The 14,121-nt window shown below is 73.1% G+C and carries 11 protein-coding genes; 5 read left to right on the forward strand and 6 right to left on the reverse strand.

The genetic code is table 11. From position 1 onward, the window contains the following. Window positions 1–35: 35 nt before the first annotated feature. Window positions 36–353 (reverse strand): hypothetical protein, encoded by a 318-nt coding sequence (locus D0D28_RS36515; RefSeq protein WP_240323084.1) that lies wholly within the window; start codon window positions 351–353, stop codon window positions 36–38. Between D0D28_RS36515 and D0D28_RS03820 the strand changes: the two genes are divergently transcribed. The 5 genes from D0D28_RS03820 (at window position 328) to D0D28_RS03840 (ending at window position 6,396) form a co-directional block, all read left to right on the forward strand. Beyond that, a complete protein-coding gene (locus tag D0D28_RS03820; protein WP_240323085.1) occupies window positions 328–4,047 on the forward strand; it encodes an RHS repeat-associated core domain-containing protein in 3,720 nt (1,239 codons plus the stop codon). The genes D0D28_RS36515 and D0D28_RS03820 overlap by 26 nt on opposite strands. Further along, on the forward strand, window positions 4,044–4,346 hold the full coding sequence (locus D0D28_RS03825) for an RNA-binding protein (RefSeq protein WP_116109747.1): 303 nt from the start codon (window positions 4,044–4,046) through the stop codon (window positions 4,344–4,346). The genes D0D28_RS03820 and D0D28_RS03825 overlap by 4 nt, the downstream gene beginning before the upstream one ends. Window positions 4,347–4,360: 14 nt before the next feature. Then, window positions 4,361–4,540: a hypothetical protein gene (locus D0D28_RS03830; RefSeq protein WP_116109748.1), complete on the forward strand. Its 180-nt coding sequence runs from the start codon at window positions 4,361–4,363 to the stop codon at window positions 4,538–4,540. 114 nt (window positions 4,541–4,654) lie between these two features. Continuing rightward, complete coding sequence (locus tag D0D28_RS03835; RefSeq protein WP_116109749.1) at window positions 4,655–5,731, forward strand: sensor histidine kinase; 1,077 nt, start codon at window positions 4,655–4,657, stop codon at window positions 5,729–5,731. Further along, window positions 5,728–6,396 (forward strand): response regulator, encoded by a 669-nt coding sequence (locus D0D28_RS03840; RefSeq protein WP_116109750.1) that lies wholly within the window; start codon window positions 5,728–5,730, stop codon window positions 6,394–6,396. Before D0D28_RS03835 ends, D0D28_RS03840 begins: the two co-directional genes overlap by 4 nt. Before the next feature lie 149 nt (window positions 6,397–6,545). Here D0D28_RS03840 and D0D28_RS03845 read toward each other — a convergent pair whose 3' ends face one another. The 5 genes from D0D28_RS03845 to D0D28_RS03865 are packed head-to-tail and all read right to left on the reverse strand — an operon-like array spanning window position 6,546 to window position 13,960. Then, the gene (locus tag D0D28_RS03845) at window positions 6,546–8,342 is read right to left on the reverse strand and encodes a glycosyltransferase family protein (protein WP_116109751.1); all 1,797 of its coding nucleotides are present in this window, start codon (window positions 8,340–8,342) and stop codon (window positions 6,546–6,548) included. Beyond that, window positions 8,339–8,827, reverse strand: coding sequence for a hypothetical protein (locus tag D0D28_RS03850; protein ID WP_116109752.1), 489 nt, complete (start codon window positions 8,825–8,827; stop codon window positions 8,339–8,341). Before D0D28_RS03850 ends, D0D28_RS03845 begins: the two co-directional genes overlap by 4 nt. Continuing rightward, a complete protein-coding gene (locus D0D28_RS03855; protein WP_116109753.1) occupies window positions 8,824–10,707 on the reverse strand; it encodes a glycosyltransferase family 4 protein in 1,884 nt (627 codons plus the stop codon). The genes D0D28_RS03850 and D0D28_RS03855 overlap by 4 nt, the downstream gene beginning before the upstream one ends. Beyond that, entirely contained in the window at window positions 10,704–12,767 is a 2,064-nt protein-coding gene (locus D0D28_RS03860) for a class I SAM-dependent methyltransferase (RefSeq protein ID WP_116109754.1), read from the reverse strand. Before D0D28_RS03860 ends, D0D28_RS03855 begins: the two co-directional genes overlap by 4 nt. A gap of 2 nt (window positions 12,768–12,769) precedes the next feature. After that, window positions 12,770–13,960 (reverse strand): hypothetical protein, encoded by a 1,191-nt coding sequence (locus D0D28_RS03865; protein WP_116109840.1) that lies wholly within the window; start codon window positions 13,958–13,960, stop codon window positions 12,770–12,772. Window positions 13,961–14,121: the final 161 nt, after the last annotated feature.

Here is a 14,121-nt window from a genome sequence, read left to right on the forward strand (position 1 = left end):
GGTACGGCGGGGTGGGCCGGTCAGGGGGCGGATACCTATCGCCGGTCGGGGGCGGAGCAGGCGGAGGCGCTGGCGGGTGCGGCGGCGTTGGCGGATGGGATCTCCACCGGTGTGATGATCATGGGCACGGTGGTGGGTTTCGTGCGCGAGATGGTGCGCGACATCGTGGCCGAGCTGGTGGGGAAGCTGATCACGTGGGCGTTGGAGGCGGCGTGCACGTTGGGGTTTGCGACGCCGTTGATCGCGGCGCAGGCGACGGCGGCGATTTCGTCGGCGGTGACTCGGATTGCGGATTTCATCCGGAAGCTGGTCAAGACGGTCGGGAACGTGTCGCCGCGGATCAGCCGGGTCATCGGCAAGCTGGATGAGATCATCCAGAAGCTGAGCAAGATCGGCCGCAAACTCGGCGGCGGTGATGGCACCACTCCTTCGGCCGCGTCCGGCGGCGGTGGGAAGGTCGACACGCCGGACCTGGACAGCCCGACCAGCCCGGACGCTCCCAACAGCCCCGACGGCGCGGACGGCACCCCAGGCACCACCCGGCCCGGCGACGGCTCGGGAACTCCGCTCCGCCAGGACGCCGCGGATCCCGACCTGCGTTCCCAGGAGCCGGTCGGTCGTTGCGGCCGGCGTGAGCCGATCGACATGGCGACGGGCGAGATGTACCTCGTCCAGAAGGACGTGCACCTCCCCGGCGTACTGCCGCTGGTCCTGGAACGCGTCCACGTCTCGTCCTATCGGTCCGGGCGTCTGTTCGGCCCGTCCTGGGCGTCCACACTGGACCAGCGTCTGGAGTTCGACGAGCACGGCGTGTGCTACGCGGGGCCGGACGGCGTGATCCTCGTGTACCCGGAACCGCCGGCCGACGGCGAGGTCTACGCGGCCGCCGGAGCGCGGTGGCCGTTGTCGCGCACCACCGACGGTGGATACACGATCAGGCAGTCGCAGACGGGCCGGGTTCTCCGGTTCGCCCCCGCCCGCGCCGGCACCGCCGAACTGAGCGCCATCGAGGACCGGTCCGACCGGATCGAGTTCGACCGCGATCCCTCGGGTGTGCTGCGCGCGGTCCGGCACTCCGGTGGTTACCAGGTCGACGTCCTGGTGTCCGAGGGGCGGGTGGCCGAACTCCGGCTGCACGATCCGCGGACGGACGGGATTCCGCTCGTGCGGTACGCCTACGACGACGGCCACCTCACCGAGGTCGTCAACTCGTCCGGCCGTCCGCTGCGGTTCGCCTACGACCACGCCGGGCGGATCACGCGGTGGGACGACCGCAACGGTGAGTGGTACGCCTACACCTACGACCACCGGGGGCGGTGCGTCCGGACCGAGGGCTCCGGCGACGCGCTCGCCGGCACCCTCGACTACGACACCGACAACCGGGTGACGACCGAGACGAACTCGCTGGGCGAGGTCAGCCGGTACCACTTCAACGAGTTCAACCAGCTCATCCGTGAGATCGACCCGCTGGGCAACGAGACCCGGTTCGAGTGGGACCGCTACCACCGGCTTCTCGCCCACACCGACCCGCTGGGCCGGACCACGCGTTACCGCTACGACGAACTCGGCAACCTCGCCGCGGTCACCCGTCCGGATGGCACCCAGGCGCTCATCGAGTACAACGAACAGGGCCTGCCCGCGACCGCCGTCGATCCGGACGGGTCCGTCTGGCGCTACGAGTACGACGAATCGGGCAACCGCACCGTCGTCGTCGACCCGACGGGCGCCATCACCAGGTACGGGTACGACGAATCGGGGCACCTGGCCACGATCACCGACCACTTCGGCAACGTGGTGCGCCGGGCGACCGACGCCGCGGGACTGCTCACGGCGGTCACCGAGCCGGATGGCGGTGTCACGCGATACCAGCGTGACCAGTTCGGGCGGGTGTCCGTCGTGCTGGACCCGGTGGGCGGCGAGACGCACCTCCGCTGGACGGTCGAGGGCAAGCTGTTGTCCCGTACGCATTCCGACGGCGCCACCGAGCGGTGGTCCTACGACGGCGAGGGCAACGAGGTCGATCGGATCGATGCGAACGGCAACGTGACGCGTGTCGAGACGACCCACTTCGACCGGTTCGCCGCCCAGACCGGGCCGGACGGTTCCCGGTTCGAATTCCGCTACGACAGCGAAATGCGGCTCCGCGCGGTCCGCAACCCGCTGGGCGCGGAGTGGACCTACGAGTACGACCAGGCGGGGCGGCTCGTCGCCGAGACCGACTACAACGGCCGCACGATCCGGTACGAGCGGGACGCGGCGGGCCAGCTCGTGGCGCGCACGAACGGCGCGGGCGAGACCACGCTGTTCGTGCGGGACGCGTTGGGCAACATCGTCGAGCGGCGGTCCCGCGACGGCGTCGCGACGTTCGAATACGACCCGGCGGGGCGGTTGATCCGGGCCCGCAACGAGCACGCGGACGTCCGTTTCGAACGGGATCCGGCCGGCCGGGTGCTCGTGGAGACGATCAACGGCCGCTCCACGGTGTTCGCCTACGACGCTGCCGGGCGTCGGACCTACCGCCGGACGCCCTCGGGTGTGGAGAGTTTCTGGGACTACGGGACGACCCATCGTCCGGTCTCGCTCCGCACGGGTGGGCGGACGTTTTCGTTCGGTTTCGACGCTGCCGGTCGTGAGGTGGAGCGGCTGCTGGACAGCGGGACCACGCTCGCGCAGACCTGGACTCCGGCACACCGCCTGAGCTCGCAGACCGTGGCGAGCGTGACGGACCGCTCCCAGGGGGCGATGCGGAACCTGTACCAGCGCCGGTACCACTACCGCCCGGACGGGTTCGTCCGCGCGGTCGAGGACGACATCGCGGGTGTGCGGCAGTTCGAACTCGACGCGAACGGCCGCGTGGAGCAGGTCACCGGCACTGCCGGCAGCGAGCGCTACGCCTACGACCCCGCGGGCAACATCCGGGCCGCCGGCTGGGCGGGCGCCGAGGACCAGGGCCCACGCGAGTACCAGGGTTCGCTCGTCCTCTCGGCCGGTCGCGTGCGGTACGGGTACGACCGGCAGGGGCGGGTGACGTTCCGGCAGAAGAAGCGCCTGTCCGCGAAACCCGACACGTGGCACTACACCTGGGATTCCGACGACCGGCTGGTCGCCGTGGTCACGCCGGACGGCACGCGGTGGCGCTACCTCTACGACGCGCTCGGCCGCCGGATCGCGAAACTGCGGCTGGCCGCGGACGGCACCACGGTCGTCGAACGAACCGACTTCTTCTGGGACGGCACCGTCCTCATCGAACAGATCGACAGCGATGCCACCGCGATCTCGTGGGAGCACGACCCGGGCGGGCGGCGGCCCCTCGCGCAGATCGAGCGGGAGTTCGGCGCGGACGGCGCGCGGCAGTGGGTCGACCGCGCCTTCTACTCGATCGTCACGGACCTGGTGGGAACACCGACCGAGCTCGTCGATCCGCACGGCGGCCTCGCGTGGCAAGGCCACCGGACGCTGTGGGGCGCGGCGTTGTCCCGGCTGCGGAACCGGGCCGCGACACCGCTGCGGTTCGCCGGTCAGTACCACGACGACGAAACCGGTCTGCACTACAACGTCCACCGCTACTACGACCCGGAATCCGGTCGGTACGCGAGCAACGATCCGCTGGGGCTCGAGGGCGGGTTCAACCCGCAGGCGTACGTGCCGAACCCGACCAGCTGGGTGGACCCGCTCGGGCTCACCGCGGCGGACGGCTGCGGCCCGGATGGACCGGATGGCGCCGACGAGGAGTACGTACCGCTCTACAAGGCGCCGCAACGAGGTCTGGGGCAGCAGCAGTACGACCACGGCTACAACGCGGACGACTACGGCGGGACCGGGCCGTGGGCGGCGGGCGCCTTCTTCGCCCGGGACCGGGAACTCGCCGACACCTATGCCGGTCACTACGGTGAAGGCGTCATCGAGATCCGGATTCCGGCGTCGGAGTACGCGGATCGGTTCGCCCGGTACGAACAGCCGTACCAGGGTGGGCCGCTGACCGAGGTCGAGATCCCCGCGTCTCGAGTGGAAGAACTCAACCAGTACCCGAGAAAGTGGCATCGATGATGAACGACGCGGAGTGGGCGGCTGCGAAGGAACGCTTCCCGATCGGCTCGGCGGTGGAGGCCGTGGTCGAACAACACCTGCCGTTCGGCATGGTCGTGTCCCTGCCCGGGAACGTGCCCGCGTTGATCGACGCCATCAGCTACCGGCCGGGCGGCAACGACGTGTTCGACCATTCGAAGTGGCCCGCGGTGGGCGAACCGATCCACGGCACGATCGCCGACCACCGGGACCGCAACCGGCAGATCCAGGTCCGGGTGGGGCCGCCGGTGTGGGAAAAGGCCGGGGGTGATCGGTCCTGACGGTCGAGTGGTCGTTGCGCGCCGAGGACCTCGACGAGATGCGCAGCCTGCGCCGGGCGCGCAACGTGGTCGCACCCGCCGTGGCGATCGCCCACCGCGTGCGGAGCGAGGAGGTGCGGAGCGAGGAGGTGCGGCGCGAGGAGGTGCGGCGCGAGCTGGACGCGTGGCGCGCGGTGCTGCCGCGCCTGCCCTGACCGGCCGTGTACCGCCCGAGTCGTAATCCAAGAGCCGCTTTTCGACGGACGCGCTGTGCTGTCGTCTGCCGTAGCTTCGGGGGCGTGCGTGATCCGCGCCGGTGGCCGGCCCTCGTGGACGTGGTGCTCACCCTCGTCCCGCTGGCGTTCGTCCTCGGGGCGACCACCGTGGCCGGCCGGTCCCAGGGGCATCCGCTCGACCTGCCCGGCTACCTGTGGCTCACCGGCGCCGCGCTGCCGCTGGTCGTGGTGCGGCGGTATCCGTTGCCGGTCTTCCTCGTCACCGCCGCGCTGACCTGGGCCTACTACAGCACGGGCCACCCGGGCGGGCCCGCCGTCGTGGTGCCGACCATCGCGCTCTTCGTGCTCACCCGCGTCCGGGGCCCGCTCGTCGCGGGGGTCGCCGGGGCGGTCGTCATGGCGGCCGTGCTGCCCGTCTACCTCGCCCGCGGCGGCGAACTCGTGCTCGACGCCCGCGCCGGGTTGTTCGTCGTGTGGCTCGTCGCCGTCGTCGGCATCGGGACCGCCGTGCGCAACCGGGTCGCGGCCAAGCGCGCGACCGAGCAGGAGGCCGCCGAGCGGCAGTCCCGGCTGGCCGAGCAGGAGCGGCTGCGCATCGCGCGCGAGGTGCACGACGTCGTCGCGCACAGCCTGGCCATGATCAACGTCCAGGCCGGCGTCGCGGTGCACGTCGCGGACCGGCGGCCGGACCAGGCCGTCGCCGCGCTGCAGGCGATCAAGGAGGCCAGCGCCGCCGCGCTCGCCGACCTGCGCGCCACGGTCACCGTCCTGCGGTCTGGCCAGGGCCTCGGCCCCGCGCCCAGCCTGCGGCAACTCGACGAGCTGCTCGACCACACCCGCGCGACCGGCCTCACCGTCCGCGTCCACGGCTCGCCCGGCGACCTGCCCGCCCCGGTCGACGGCGCGGCCTACCGGATCCTGCAGGAGTCGCTGACCAACGTGGTCCGGCACGCCAACCAGCCCCGCACCGTCGACATCCGCTTCGCCCGCCACGACGGCCGGTTCTCCCTCGTGGTGCGCGACGACGGCCGCGGCGCCGAGACTCCCGCGATCGGCAACGGCCTGCGGGGCATGCAGGAACGCGCCGCCACCCTCGGCGGCAGAGCCGAGGCCCGCGTGGTCGACGGCGGCTTCGAGGTCCGCGCGGAACTACCCCTGGAGGAGACGTGATCCGGGTCGTGCTCGCCGACGACCAGGCGCTGGTGCGCGCCGGGTTCCGCGTGCTGCTGGAGACCGAGGACGGGTTCGAGGTCTGCGGCGAGGCCGCGGACGGTGCGCAAGCGCTTGCGCTCGCCCGGGAACACCGGCCGGACGTGGTCGTCATGGACATCCGCATGCCCGGCGTCGACGGGCTCACCGCGACCCGCGAGATCACCGGCGATCCCGACCTCGCCGCGGTGAAGGTCCTGGTCCTGACCACCTTCGACGTCGACGAGTACGTCTTCCAGGCGCTGCGCGCCGGCGCGAGCGGGTTCCTGCTCAAGGACACCGACCCGGTCGAACTGCTCCGCGCGCTGCGGGTGGTCGCCTCCGGCGAGGCGCTGCTCGCCCCGACCGTCACCCGCCGCCTGATCAGTGAGTTCGTCGGCCGCCCGGAGAACCGGCGCATCGACACCGCCGCCGTCCGCCAGGTCACCGACCGCGAACGCGAGGTGCTGGCCCTGGTCGCCGGTGGCCTGTCCAACGACGAGATCGCCGCGCAGCTGGTGATTTCCCCGGCCACCGCGCGCACGCACGTCAGCCGCATCCTGACGAAACTCGGCGCGCGTGACCGCGCCCAGCTCGTGGTGCTCGCCTACGAGTCCGGCTTGGTCACCCCGCGCGGCTCACGGTGACGCAGCACCGCCACCAGCCGCACCAGGAACACCACGCCGAGCAGGCCGACGAGGCCGATCTGCACCCACATCCCGGGCCTCCTTCCCGCCCCCGATGCTCTGCTCAGCAGGCGCGCGAGAGTGGGAGGAGGTTGCGTGACACGCGGATCTCACCCGATGGGTTCACCTGCGAGGATGCGCGTCAGCGACCAGACGCGGTGCGGGTCGAGGTCCACCGGGCGGGGCGCCGGATCGGGCCGCAGCCGGCTCAGCAGGACCTGCTGGACCAGCGCGGTCGGCACGCCGCGGGTGGCCAGCCGCCGCCAGAAGACGTGGTCCTCCAGCCCGTCGGCCAGCGGATCCTCGGTCCAGCCGCCGAACGAGTCGAGCAGCTCGCGCCGCACCAGGTACCCGCTGCCGAGGTAGGGCAGCTCGGCCAGCCGGCGCTCCTCCGGCGGCAGCGCGCCCACCAGGCCCTCGATCGGGTCGGCGACCGGGCAGTGCACGACGTCCACCCCGTCGGACGCGGCGACCAGCCGTTCCAGCAGCCGGCGCGTGGCCCGCATCCCGCCGTCGAGCACCAGCAGCCACGGCGCGGACGAGCGTTCCAGCAGCTGGTTGCGCGTGTAGCCGCGGCCCAGCGGCAGCTCGTGGCGCAACAGGTCGGCCGGGCGCGGAGCGGGCCGCGGCGCGACACCGTCCTCGCCGACCAGGATCCGCCGCGGGAGCACGGTGCCGGCGAGCAGGTCGCGCACCAGCGGGTCCGGATCGGGTTCACCCGGACGACGGACCAGCAGCACGTCGACATCCGTCCGATCGGCGTCCGGGAACACCGTCGGCACCACCGAGGGCAGCCATTCCACCCCGGACGTGCGGCGCGCGTCCGCGGTCTGCTGCCCCATCCGGGTGGCCAGGGGCGGGTTCTCGGCGGGGGCGCCGAGCGACCGGGTGCCGGCGAACCGCACGTCCCACGACGGGGTGTCGATCGCCAACGGCCGCGGCTCGTCGATGCCGCCGGTCTCGGCGAGCGGCGCGCTCGCGGGCACGCCGGGCGAGGCGGTCAGCACCCGCTCGGCCAGCTCGACCAGCGTCTTCGCGGACGCCAGCGGGTCCAGCGCGGTGCGCACGAACTCGTACCCAGCCTGACGCAGGTCGCGTTCCCGCTGCGGGTCCGCGGCCAGCGCGGCGGCGGCCGCGCCCAGCGACTCCGCCCGCGTGACGACCAGGTGCGTGCCGGGCACCAGCGGCGCGAGGTCCGTGGACGGCTCGGTCAGCACCACGCAGCCGTTGCACAGCGCCTCCAGCACCCGCACCCATTCCAGCGCGCGGGACCGCTCGCGGTGCAGGTTGAGCAGGAACCGCGAGTTCGCCAGGTGCTGGAACTTCGCCTCGCCGGGCAGGAAGTCGACCCGGCGCGGGCCCATCGGCTCGTGCGGCGGGGTGAGCAGCCGGACCCGCAGGTCCGCCAGGTCCGAAGCGTAGGAGGCGAGCAGCATCGACCGGCGCCGCTCGGCGGTGCCGAGGTAGGTCACGTCGATCTCGCGGGCGCTGTCCGGGTCGCCGCCCCACGCGTCCCACAGCGGCGAGTAGCCCAGCTGGAAGTGCTCGACCGGGATGCCGCGACGGCGCAGCTCGGCGGTCGAGTCGTGGTTGATGTCCACCGCACCGGCCAGGGTCGGCACCAGTGACGCGCTGCGCTCGAACGTCGCCGTGCCCGGGTGCTCGACGCAGAACGCGATCGTGCGGCGCCGCTGCTCCTCGGTCGGCTGGTCGGCCTCCGGCGTCACCACGAAGTACTCGTGCGGCACCACGACGTAGACCGTGTCGGCGTCCGCGTCCGGGTAGCGGCCGGTCGCCGTGGTCGCGCGGAACCCGGCGCGGCGCACCGCGTCGGCGACGACCTCCAGCAGCTCGGCCATGAACCCGGAGCCGCCGGTCGCGGACACGAAGCAGAGCTGGACGGTCATGAAGTCCGCCGCCGCACGGCCCGCAGCGGCGCGGTGACCCGCCAGCTCACCGTCGCCCGCGTCGCGTCCAGTTCCCGCGCCAGTTCGGCGGCCCGCTGCTCGGCGGCCGGCTGGCCGCTCTCGGCGACCGGCGCCTCCGCCGGGGCCGCGCCGGAGAGCTGCAGCTCGGCGTCGAGCAGCCGCAGCCGCAGCCGGTCCCGCTCGGCGCGGGTCTCGGCCAGCTCGGCGCGCAGCGAATCGCGTTCGGCGCGGGCGACCAGGACGTCCCGCGCCAGCGCGTCGGCCTGCTCGGCGCGTTCGGTGACGCCGGAGAGCTTCTCGACCTGCTTCACCAGCTCGTCGCGGTGCCGGGCCAGCTCGCGGATCTGCAGCTCGGACTCGCGCAGCTCGGTGCGCAACCGTTCGCGCTCCTCGGTGAACGCGACCCGCTCGGCCCGCAGCCGGGTCAGCTCGGCTCGCACCGCACCCGGTAGCTCGTCGGTCATCCCCGCTCCTTCACCAGCTCGGTGAGCACGTCGGCGTACTCGGCGGCGTAGCCCGCCGGGTCCAGCCAGCCGTGCAGCTTCTCGTAGGCGGCCGCGGCGATCGCGCGCCGCCGGTCCGCCGGGGTGTCCAGGGCGCGCAGCAGCGCGACGGTGAGCGCGTCCGCGTCGTTGGGCTCGAACAGCCAGCCGCTGTGCCCGTCGGTGATCATCTCGCGCGCGCCGAACACGTCGCTGGCCACGACCGGCAGGCCGCAGCACACGGCCTCCAGGATCGAGCGCGGCAGCGACTCCACGTCGGAGCTGTTCACGAACATGTCCGCGGCCTCGAACCACGGCGTCGGGTCGCGCTGGATCGGCACCAGGTCGACCCAGTCGGTCAGGCCGGCCCGCTCGGTGAACTCGGCCAGCGCCAGCTCGTACGGCGACGGGTGGTGGCCGACGATGCTCAACCGGATCCCCGGGTGCGCGCGCCGGACCCGGTCCATCGCGCTGATCAGCAGGCCCTGGCCCTTGCGTGGTTCCAGCACGCCGACGTTGAGCAGCAGCGTGGTGTCCTCGGGGATGCCGAGTTTCCGCCGCGCGGCGCGACGGTCGCGTTCGGACACCTGACCGCCGTACGTGACCATCGGCGTGCCGTAGCGGATCGTGCGGCAGCGCGCCGGGCTGGAGAACGGCAGGAACATCTCGCGCGTGGCGTCGGCGACGAACAGCAACCGGTCCGCCTCGCGCAGCGTGCTCACCCACCGGTCGCGCACCGGCGGCAGCAGACCGGCCGGACCCCAGTTCTGGTACGAGAAGTCGTTGAGGTCGAAGCTTTCGTGCAGCACCCACGCGGTCGGCAGCCCGCACCGGATCGCCGCGTCCGCGCCGGGGAACGCGCCCAGCGTGTTGACCAGCGCGACCGAGGCGTCGGTGCCCCGCGCGAACTGGGCCAGCTCGGCGATGTGCCCTTCGTAGGAGGCGACGTCGTGCACCCGGTACGGCGAGGTCAGGTGCACGTCGATGCCGTGCGCCTCGCAGTCGGCGCGCAGCTCGCCGTCCAGTTGCGTGATCACCGTGATGCGCCAGCCGTGCCGGGTCGCGAGCCGGTCCAGCAGCTCCTGCAACCACAACTGCCCGCCGCCGACCGCGAGGCTGTGCGTGAAGACCAGCACGTGCCGCGGATCGGTGGTGCCGCGTGGGCGGGTCAGCGCCGCGCGCGTGCGTTCCGCGAGGTGGGCGGCCAGCTTGACGTCGGAATCCTCCGCGGCGGGGTTGGACAGCACGACCTCGCGCGCCTCGGAGGTCCACTCGCCGGACAGCTCGCCGCGGACGCGCACCCGCACCGACAGCGCGCGGTCCTCCCCGGCGGGCAGGTCGATCGGCACCCGCGCCTCGAACCCGCTGACCCCGGCGTCCGGGAAGTCCGGCAGGTGGTCGGCCACGTCCGGCCGCGGCAGGCGGGTGCGCGCGCGGATCGGCTCGCCGCCGTCGACGAGGACCTCGACCAGCGACGGCGCCCGCGAATCGAGCAGCACCCAGCCGCGCACGAACACCACGTCGCCCTGCGGGTTGTCGCCGTGCTTCGGGGTGTCGATCTCGTACAGCCGCAGCGGTTCCTCGTCACCGAAGCGGCCGACCTCGACGACGGCGCTGGTCAGCGCGTCCCCGTTCGCGGCGCGCACCACGACCTCGTGCCGCCCGGTCGGCACCGGATCCGGCGTGCGGATCAGCAGGCCGGTCGTGCCCGGCGGCTCGGTGCCGGTGTCCTGCCGCCGCACCCCGGCCTCGGACGCTCCGATGTGGACGGTCACGGTCTCGCCCGCGGTGACCCAGCCGCGCAGCTCGAACAGGTGCCCCACCGGCCGTCCCGGCCGCACCAACCCGGCCGCTGTGTTCATCGTCCCGCCTTCAACGTCTCTTCGGCGTCCTTGACCAGGATCAGCACGTCCTGGTGACCGTCCCAGCCCGCCTCGACATACCCGGCCAGGCGTAAGCGCGGGGTGAGGACGTGCCCGGCCACCCACTCCGGCGTGCTCAGCGAGATGCCGTACCCGGGCTGGCCGGGGTAGTCCGCGTAGCCGAACCCGTGGTCACGGTGGTCCGCCAGCACCCGGGCGTGGTCCCGCGCGGTCAGGCCGTACTCGCCGCCGTTGGCCATGCGCCACGCGACGCGGCGGCCGTGCGTGGTCACCACCGCGACCCCGCCCGGCGCGAGCGCGCGCTCGAAGTAGCCGAGCAGCGCGTCCCACGCCGCGATGTCCAGGTGGGTCAGCACCGAGCCGGACCAGATCAGGTCGATGTCGCTGACCTGCGGGATCTCTTCGATGCGCACCGACGCGGGGAGCCCGATCGCGCCGAAGAACCGCACGCAGTGCTCGACGCCGTCGGCTTCAATGTCCGAGGCGATCAGTTCGGCGTCCGGGAAGGCGGCGCGGAACGTGCGCAGCACCCGGCCGTAGCCGCAGCCGAAGTCGAGCACCCGCCGCGGCGCCGGCCGCCCGGCGGCCTCCAGGCCGTGCAGGCACGCCCGCAACGCCTGCCCCGCCACCGCGAAGTAGTGCTCGGTGTTGCCGCGGAACATCGAGTCGCCGGGCGCGATGATCCGGTCGACGCGCGCCATCGTGTGGGCGACCCGCGCGTCCAGCTCGGTCGGTCCGGCGGGGTGCCGTCCGGTTTCTTCGGCGAGACGGCGGCGCCAGGCCAGGCGCATCGCGTCCCGTTCGTGGTCCAGACCAGGTCCCGTGGTGATGCCGCAGCGGCGGATCGCCTGGAACTCCGCCCCGCGCTCGGCGGCGGCGTCGACGAACGCGGTCGGCCGGTCGAGCAGGACACCGAGCCACGCGGCCAGGTCCCGCACCGTCGTGCCGGGCGCGGCGCCGGTCCAGCCCGCCCGGGCCAGCTCGTCGGCGAGCAGCAGCAGGCCGCGGTCGATCACCTGCTCGGCGGTGGTCCCGGCGCGCACCCACTCCAGGTCGATCGCCCGCGGCGGGTCGGTCACCAGCACGTTGGCCGGGATCAGGTCCCACGACGGGTCCGCCCGCACCAGCTCCGCCCACGCGGTCAGCAGTTCCGCGGCGCGCCACGGCTGCTCGATCAGCACCTCGGGCAGGGCCGGGGCGTCCACCACGACGTCCGTCCACTCGCGCACGGCGACCGGGCCGGGTTCCTGCGGCAGCAGGGGAGTGCGGTGGATCTCGCCGCCGACCACGTCCGCCCGGGTGCACCAGCGGGCCGCGCGGTCGGTGTTGAAGTAGGTGGCGAGCACGTCTTCCGGCCACAGGTCCACGGCGGGTTCCCCGGCCGAGGCGAGGAACAGCAGACCGTCCACGGTGTCCAGTCCGAGCCCGCCCTCGACCAGTTCGGCCCAGCGCTCGTCCCGGCCGGCCAGCTCGACCGCCAGCCGCGGGTGGTGCTCCAGCAGCTCGGCGGTGATCACGGCACGCGTGATCCGGTGGTCGGGCAGGCAGCCGAGGACCTTGTGGACGGTCAGCCCGGCCTCGGTCAGCTGCCGCTCCCAGTGGCGGCGCGACTGCCCACCAGGCCGGCTGACGCCCAGCCGGTTCGGCACGGCCAGGCACAGCACGCCGCCGGGCTTGACCCGGTCCGCGTGCTCGACGCCGGCCGCGACGACCAGGTCGTACTGGTCGCCGGGAACCGCGTCGAGCACCCGCACCCCGGGCAGATCGGCGGTCCGGGCCCGCACGACGTCCGCGTGGTCCGGCTCGACCGCGTCGACGCGCGCCACCCGCTCACCGAGGTATCGCGTCACCGCGCCGTGCCCCGCGCCCACCTCCAGCACGTGCGCGTCCGGCGGCAGCCGGAGCGCCCGCAACACGTTCGCCCGGCCGTGGTCGAGCTGGTCCCGCTCGGCCGGAGCCAGCGCCGCGAAGTGCAGCTCGTCGGACAGCGCGGTGTGATCGGCGGCGTGGCGGATGATCTCGGCGACCAGGTCGCTCACGATCAACCCGCCGGATAGGGCAGCAGCATCGAGCGGACGGTCCGCTGGTAGGCGCCCGACAGGGCGGCCTCGTCGGCCAGGTCGCCCTGGGTCACGTTGACGCGGATCAGGTTGTTGCCCGACACCCAGGTGCCCCGGTACACGATCGGCGAGGCGACCAGCTTGTGGAACACCACCTGCGGCGGGATGTTCGGCAGCTGGTCGTTGATCAGCACCAGGCCGTTGCGGACGTAGTACTGGCGCAGCTGGCCGGCGAGCGCGGTCGCGGTGGCCGAGCTGTCCAGCGGGATGACCGTCACCGAGATCTTCTCGTTGCCGGGGCCGCTGGCGTCCGGCTGGCGCTGCGAACCGCGCCAGGCGACCTCCTCCACCGAGCGGCCGCTCAGCAGCGCCGCCTCACCGGAGTCCATGATGCCCAGGTCGACCAGCCTGGTGACCGGCAGCAGACCGCTCTGGCCGTCGGCGGTGCCCTCGGTCGGCGGGATCTTGTCCAGCAGCGCCTGGTTGGGCGAGTTGCTCGCGACGCTCGACGTGGGCGGCGCCTGCGTGGTCGTCGGGCCGGCCTGGTCGTCGTCACCGCCGGAGGTGGTCAGGAAGATCGTCAGACCCGCGGCGACCAGCACCACGACGACCGCGACCGAGATCCAGACGGCCTTGCCCTTGCCCTTGGACGGCTTGTCGTCGAACGCCTCCGGGCCCTGCGCGACCGGGCTGATCGGCGGGAAGTCGGAGCCGCCCCACGGCGGGCTCACGTCGGACTCGGGCGCGTTCCACGGCTGCTGCACCGGCTGCGGACCGGAGTGCGGGAAACCCCCCGGCGGGGAGGCGGGGAAGCCCGCGGGCGGCGACTGCGGCGCGGGCGGGTTGGCCACGTACTGGGTGCGCTCCGGGTCGGCCGGCGGCCGGGCCTGCCAGTTCGGCGAGACGGCCTGCGTCGGCTCGGCGGAGAAGTTCTGCTGCTGGGGCGGCTGTGGCGTGCCCTGCGGCGGGCTGATCGGCGCGATCACCTGCGTCGAGTCGGCGGAGTTGTCCTGCTGGGGCGTCGGCTGCGGGGGCGTCGGCTGCGGGGGCTGCGGCGGTTGCGGCGTGCTTTCGCTGTAGGACACCGCGGACGAGAGCACCTGGTCGCGGCGGACGCGGTAGTCGTCCGCGGAGAGACGTCCCGAGGCAAGCTCTTCGTCCAGCTTGCGCAACTCCTCCTGCCAGGACACCCGGTAGCCCCCTAATCTGCTCTGGACGAGGCGGAACGCGTCCGCCGGATAGCGCTACGGTGACGACGCACATTGTGCACGCCTACCCTGCTCATCGCCGGTGAGGGTCGTTTCGTGACCTTGTCCGGGGAGGCTGTGGATCG

Source organism: Amycolatopsis ruanii, from assembly GCF_003385175.1.
Lineage (GTDB): Bacteria > Actinomycetota > Actinomycetes > Mycobacteriales > Pseudonocardiaceae > Amycolatopsis_E > Amycolatopsis_E thermalba.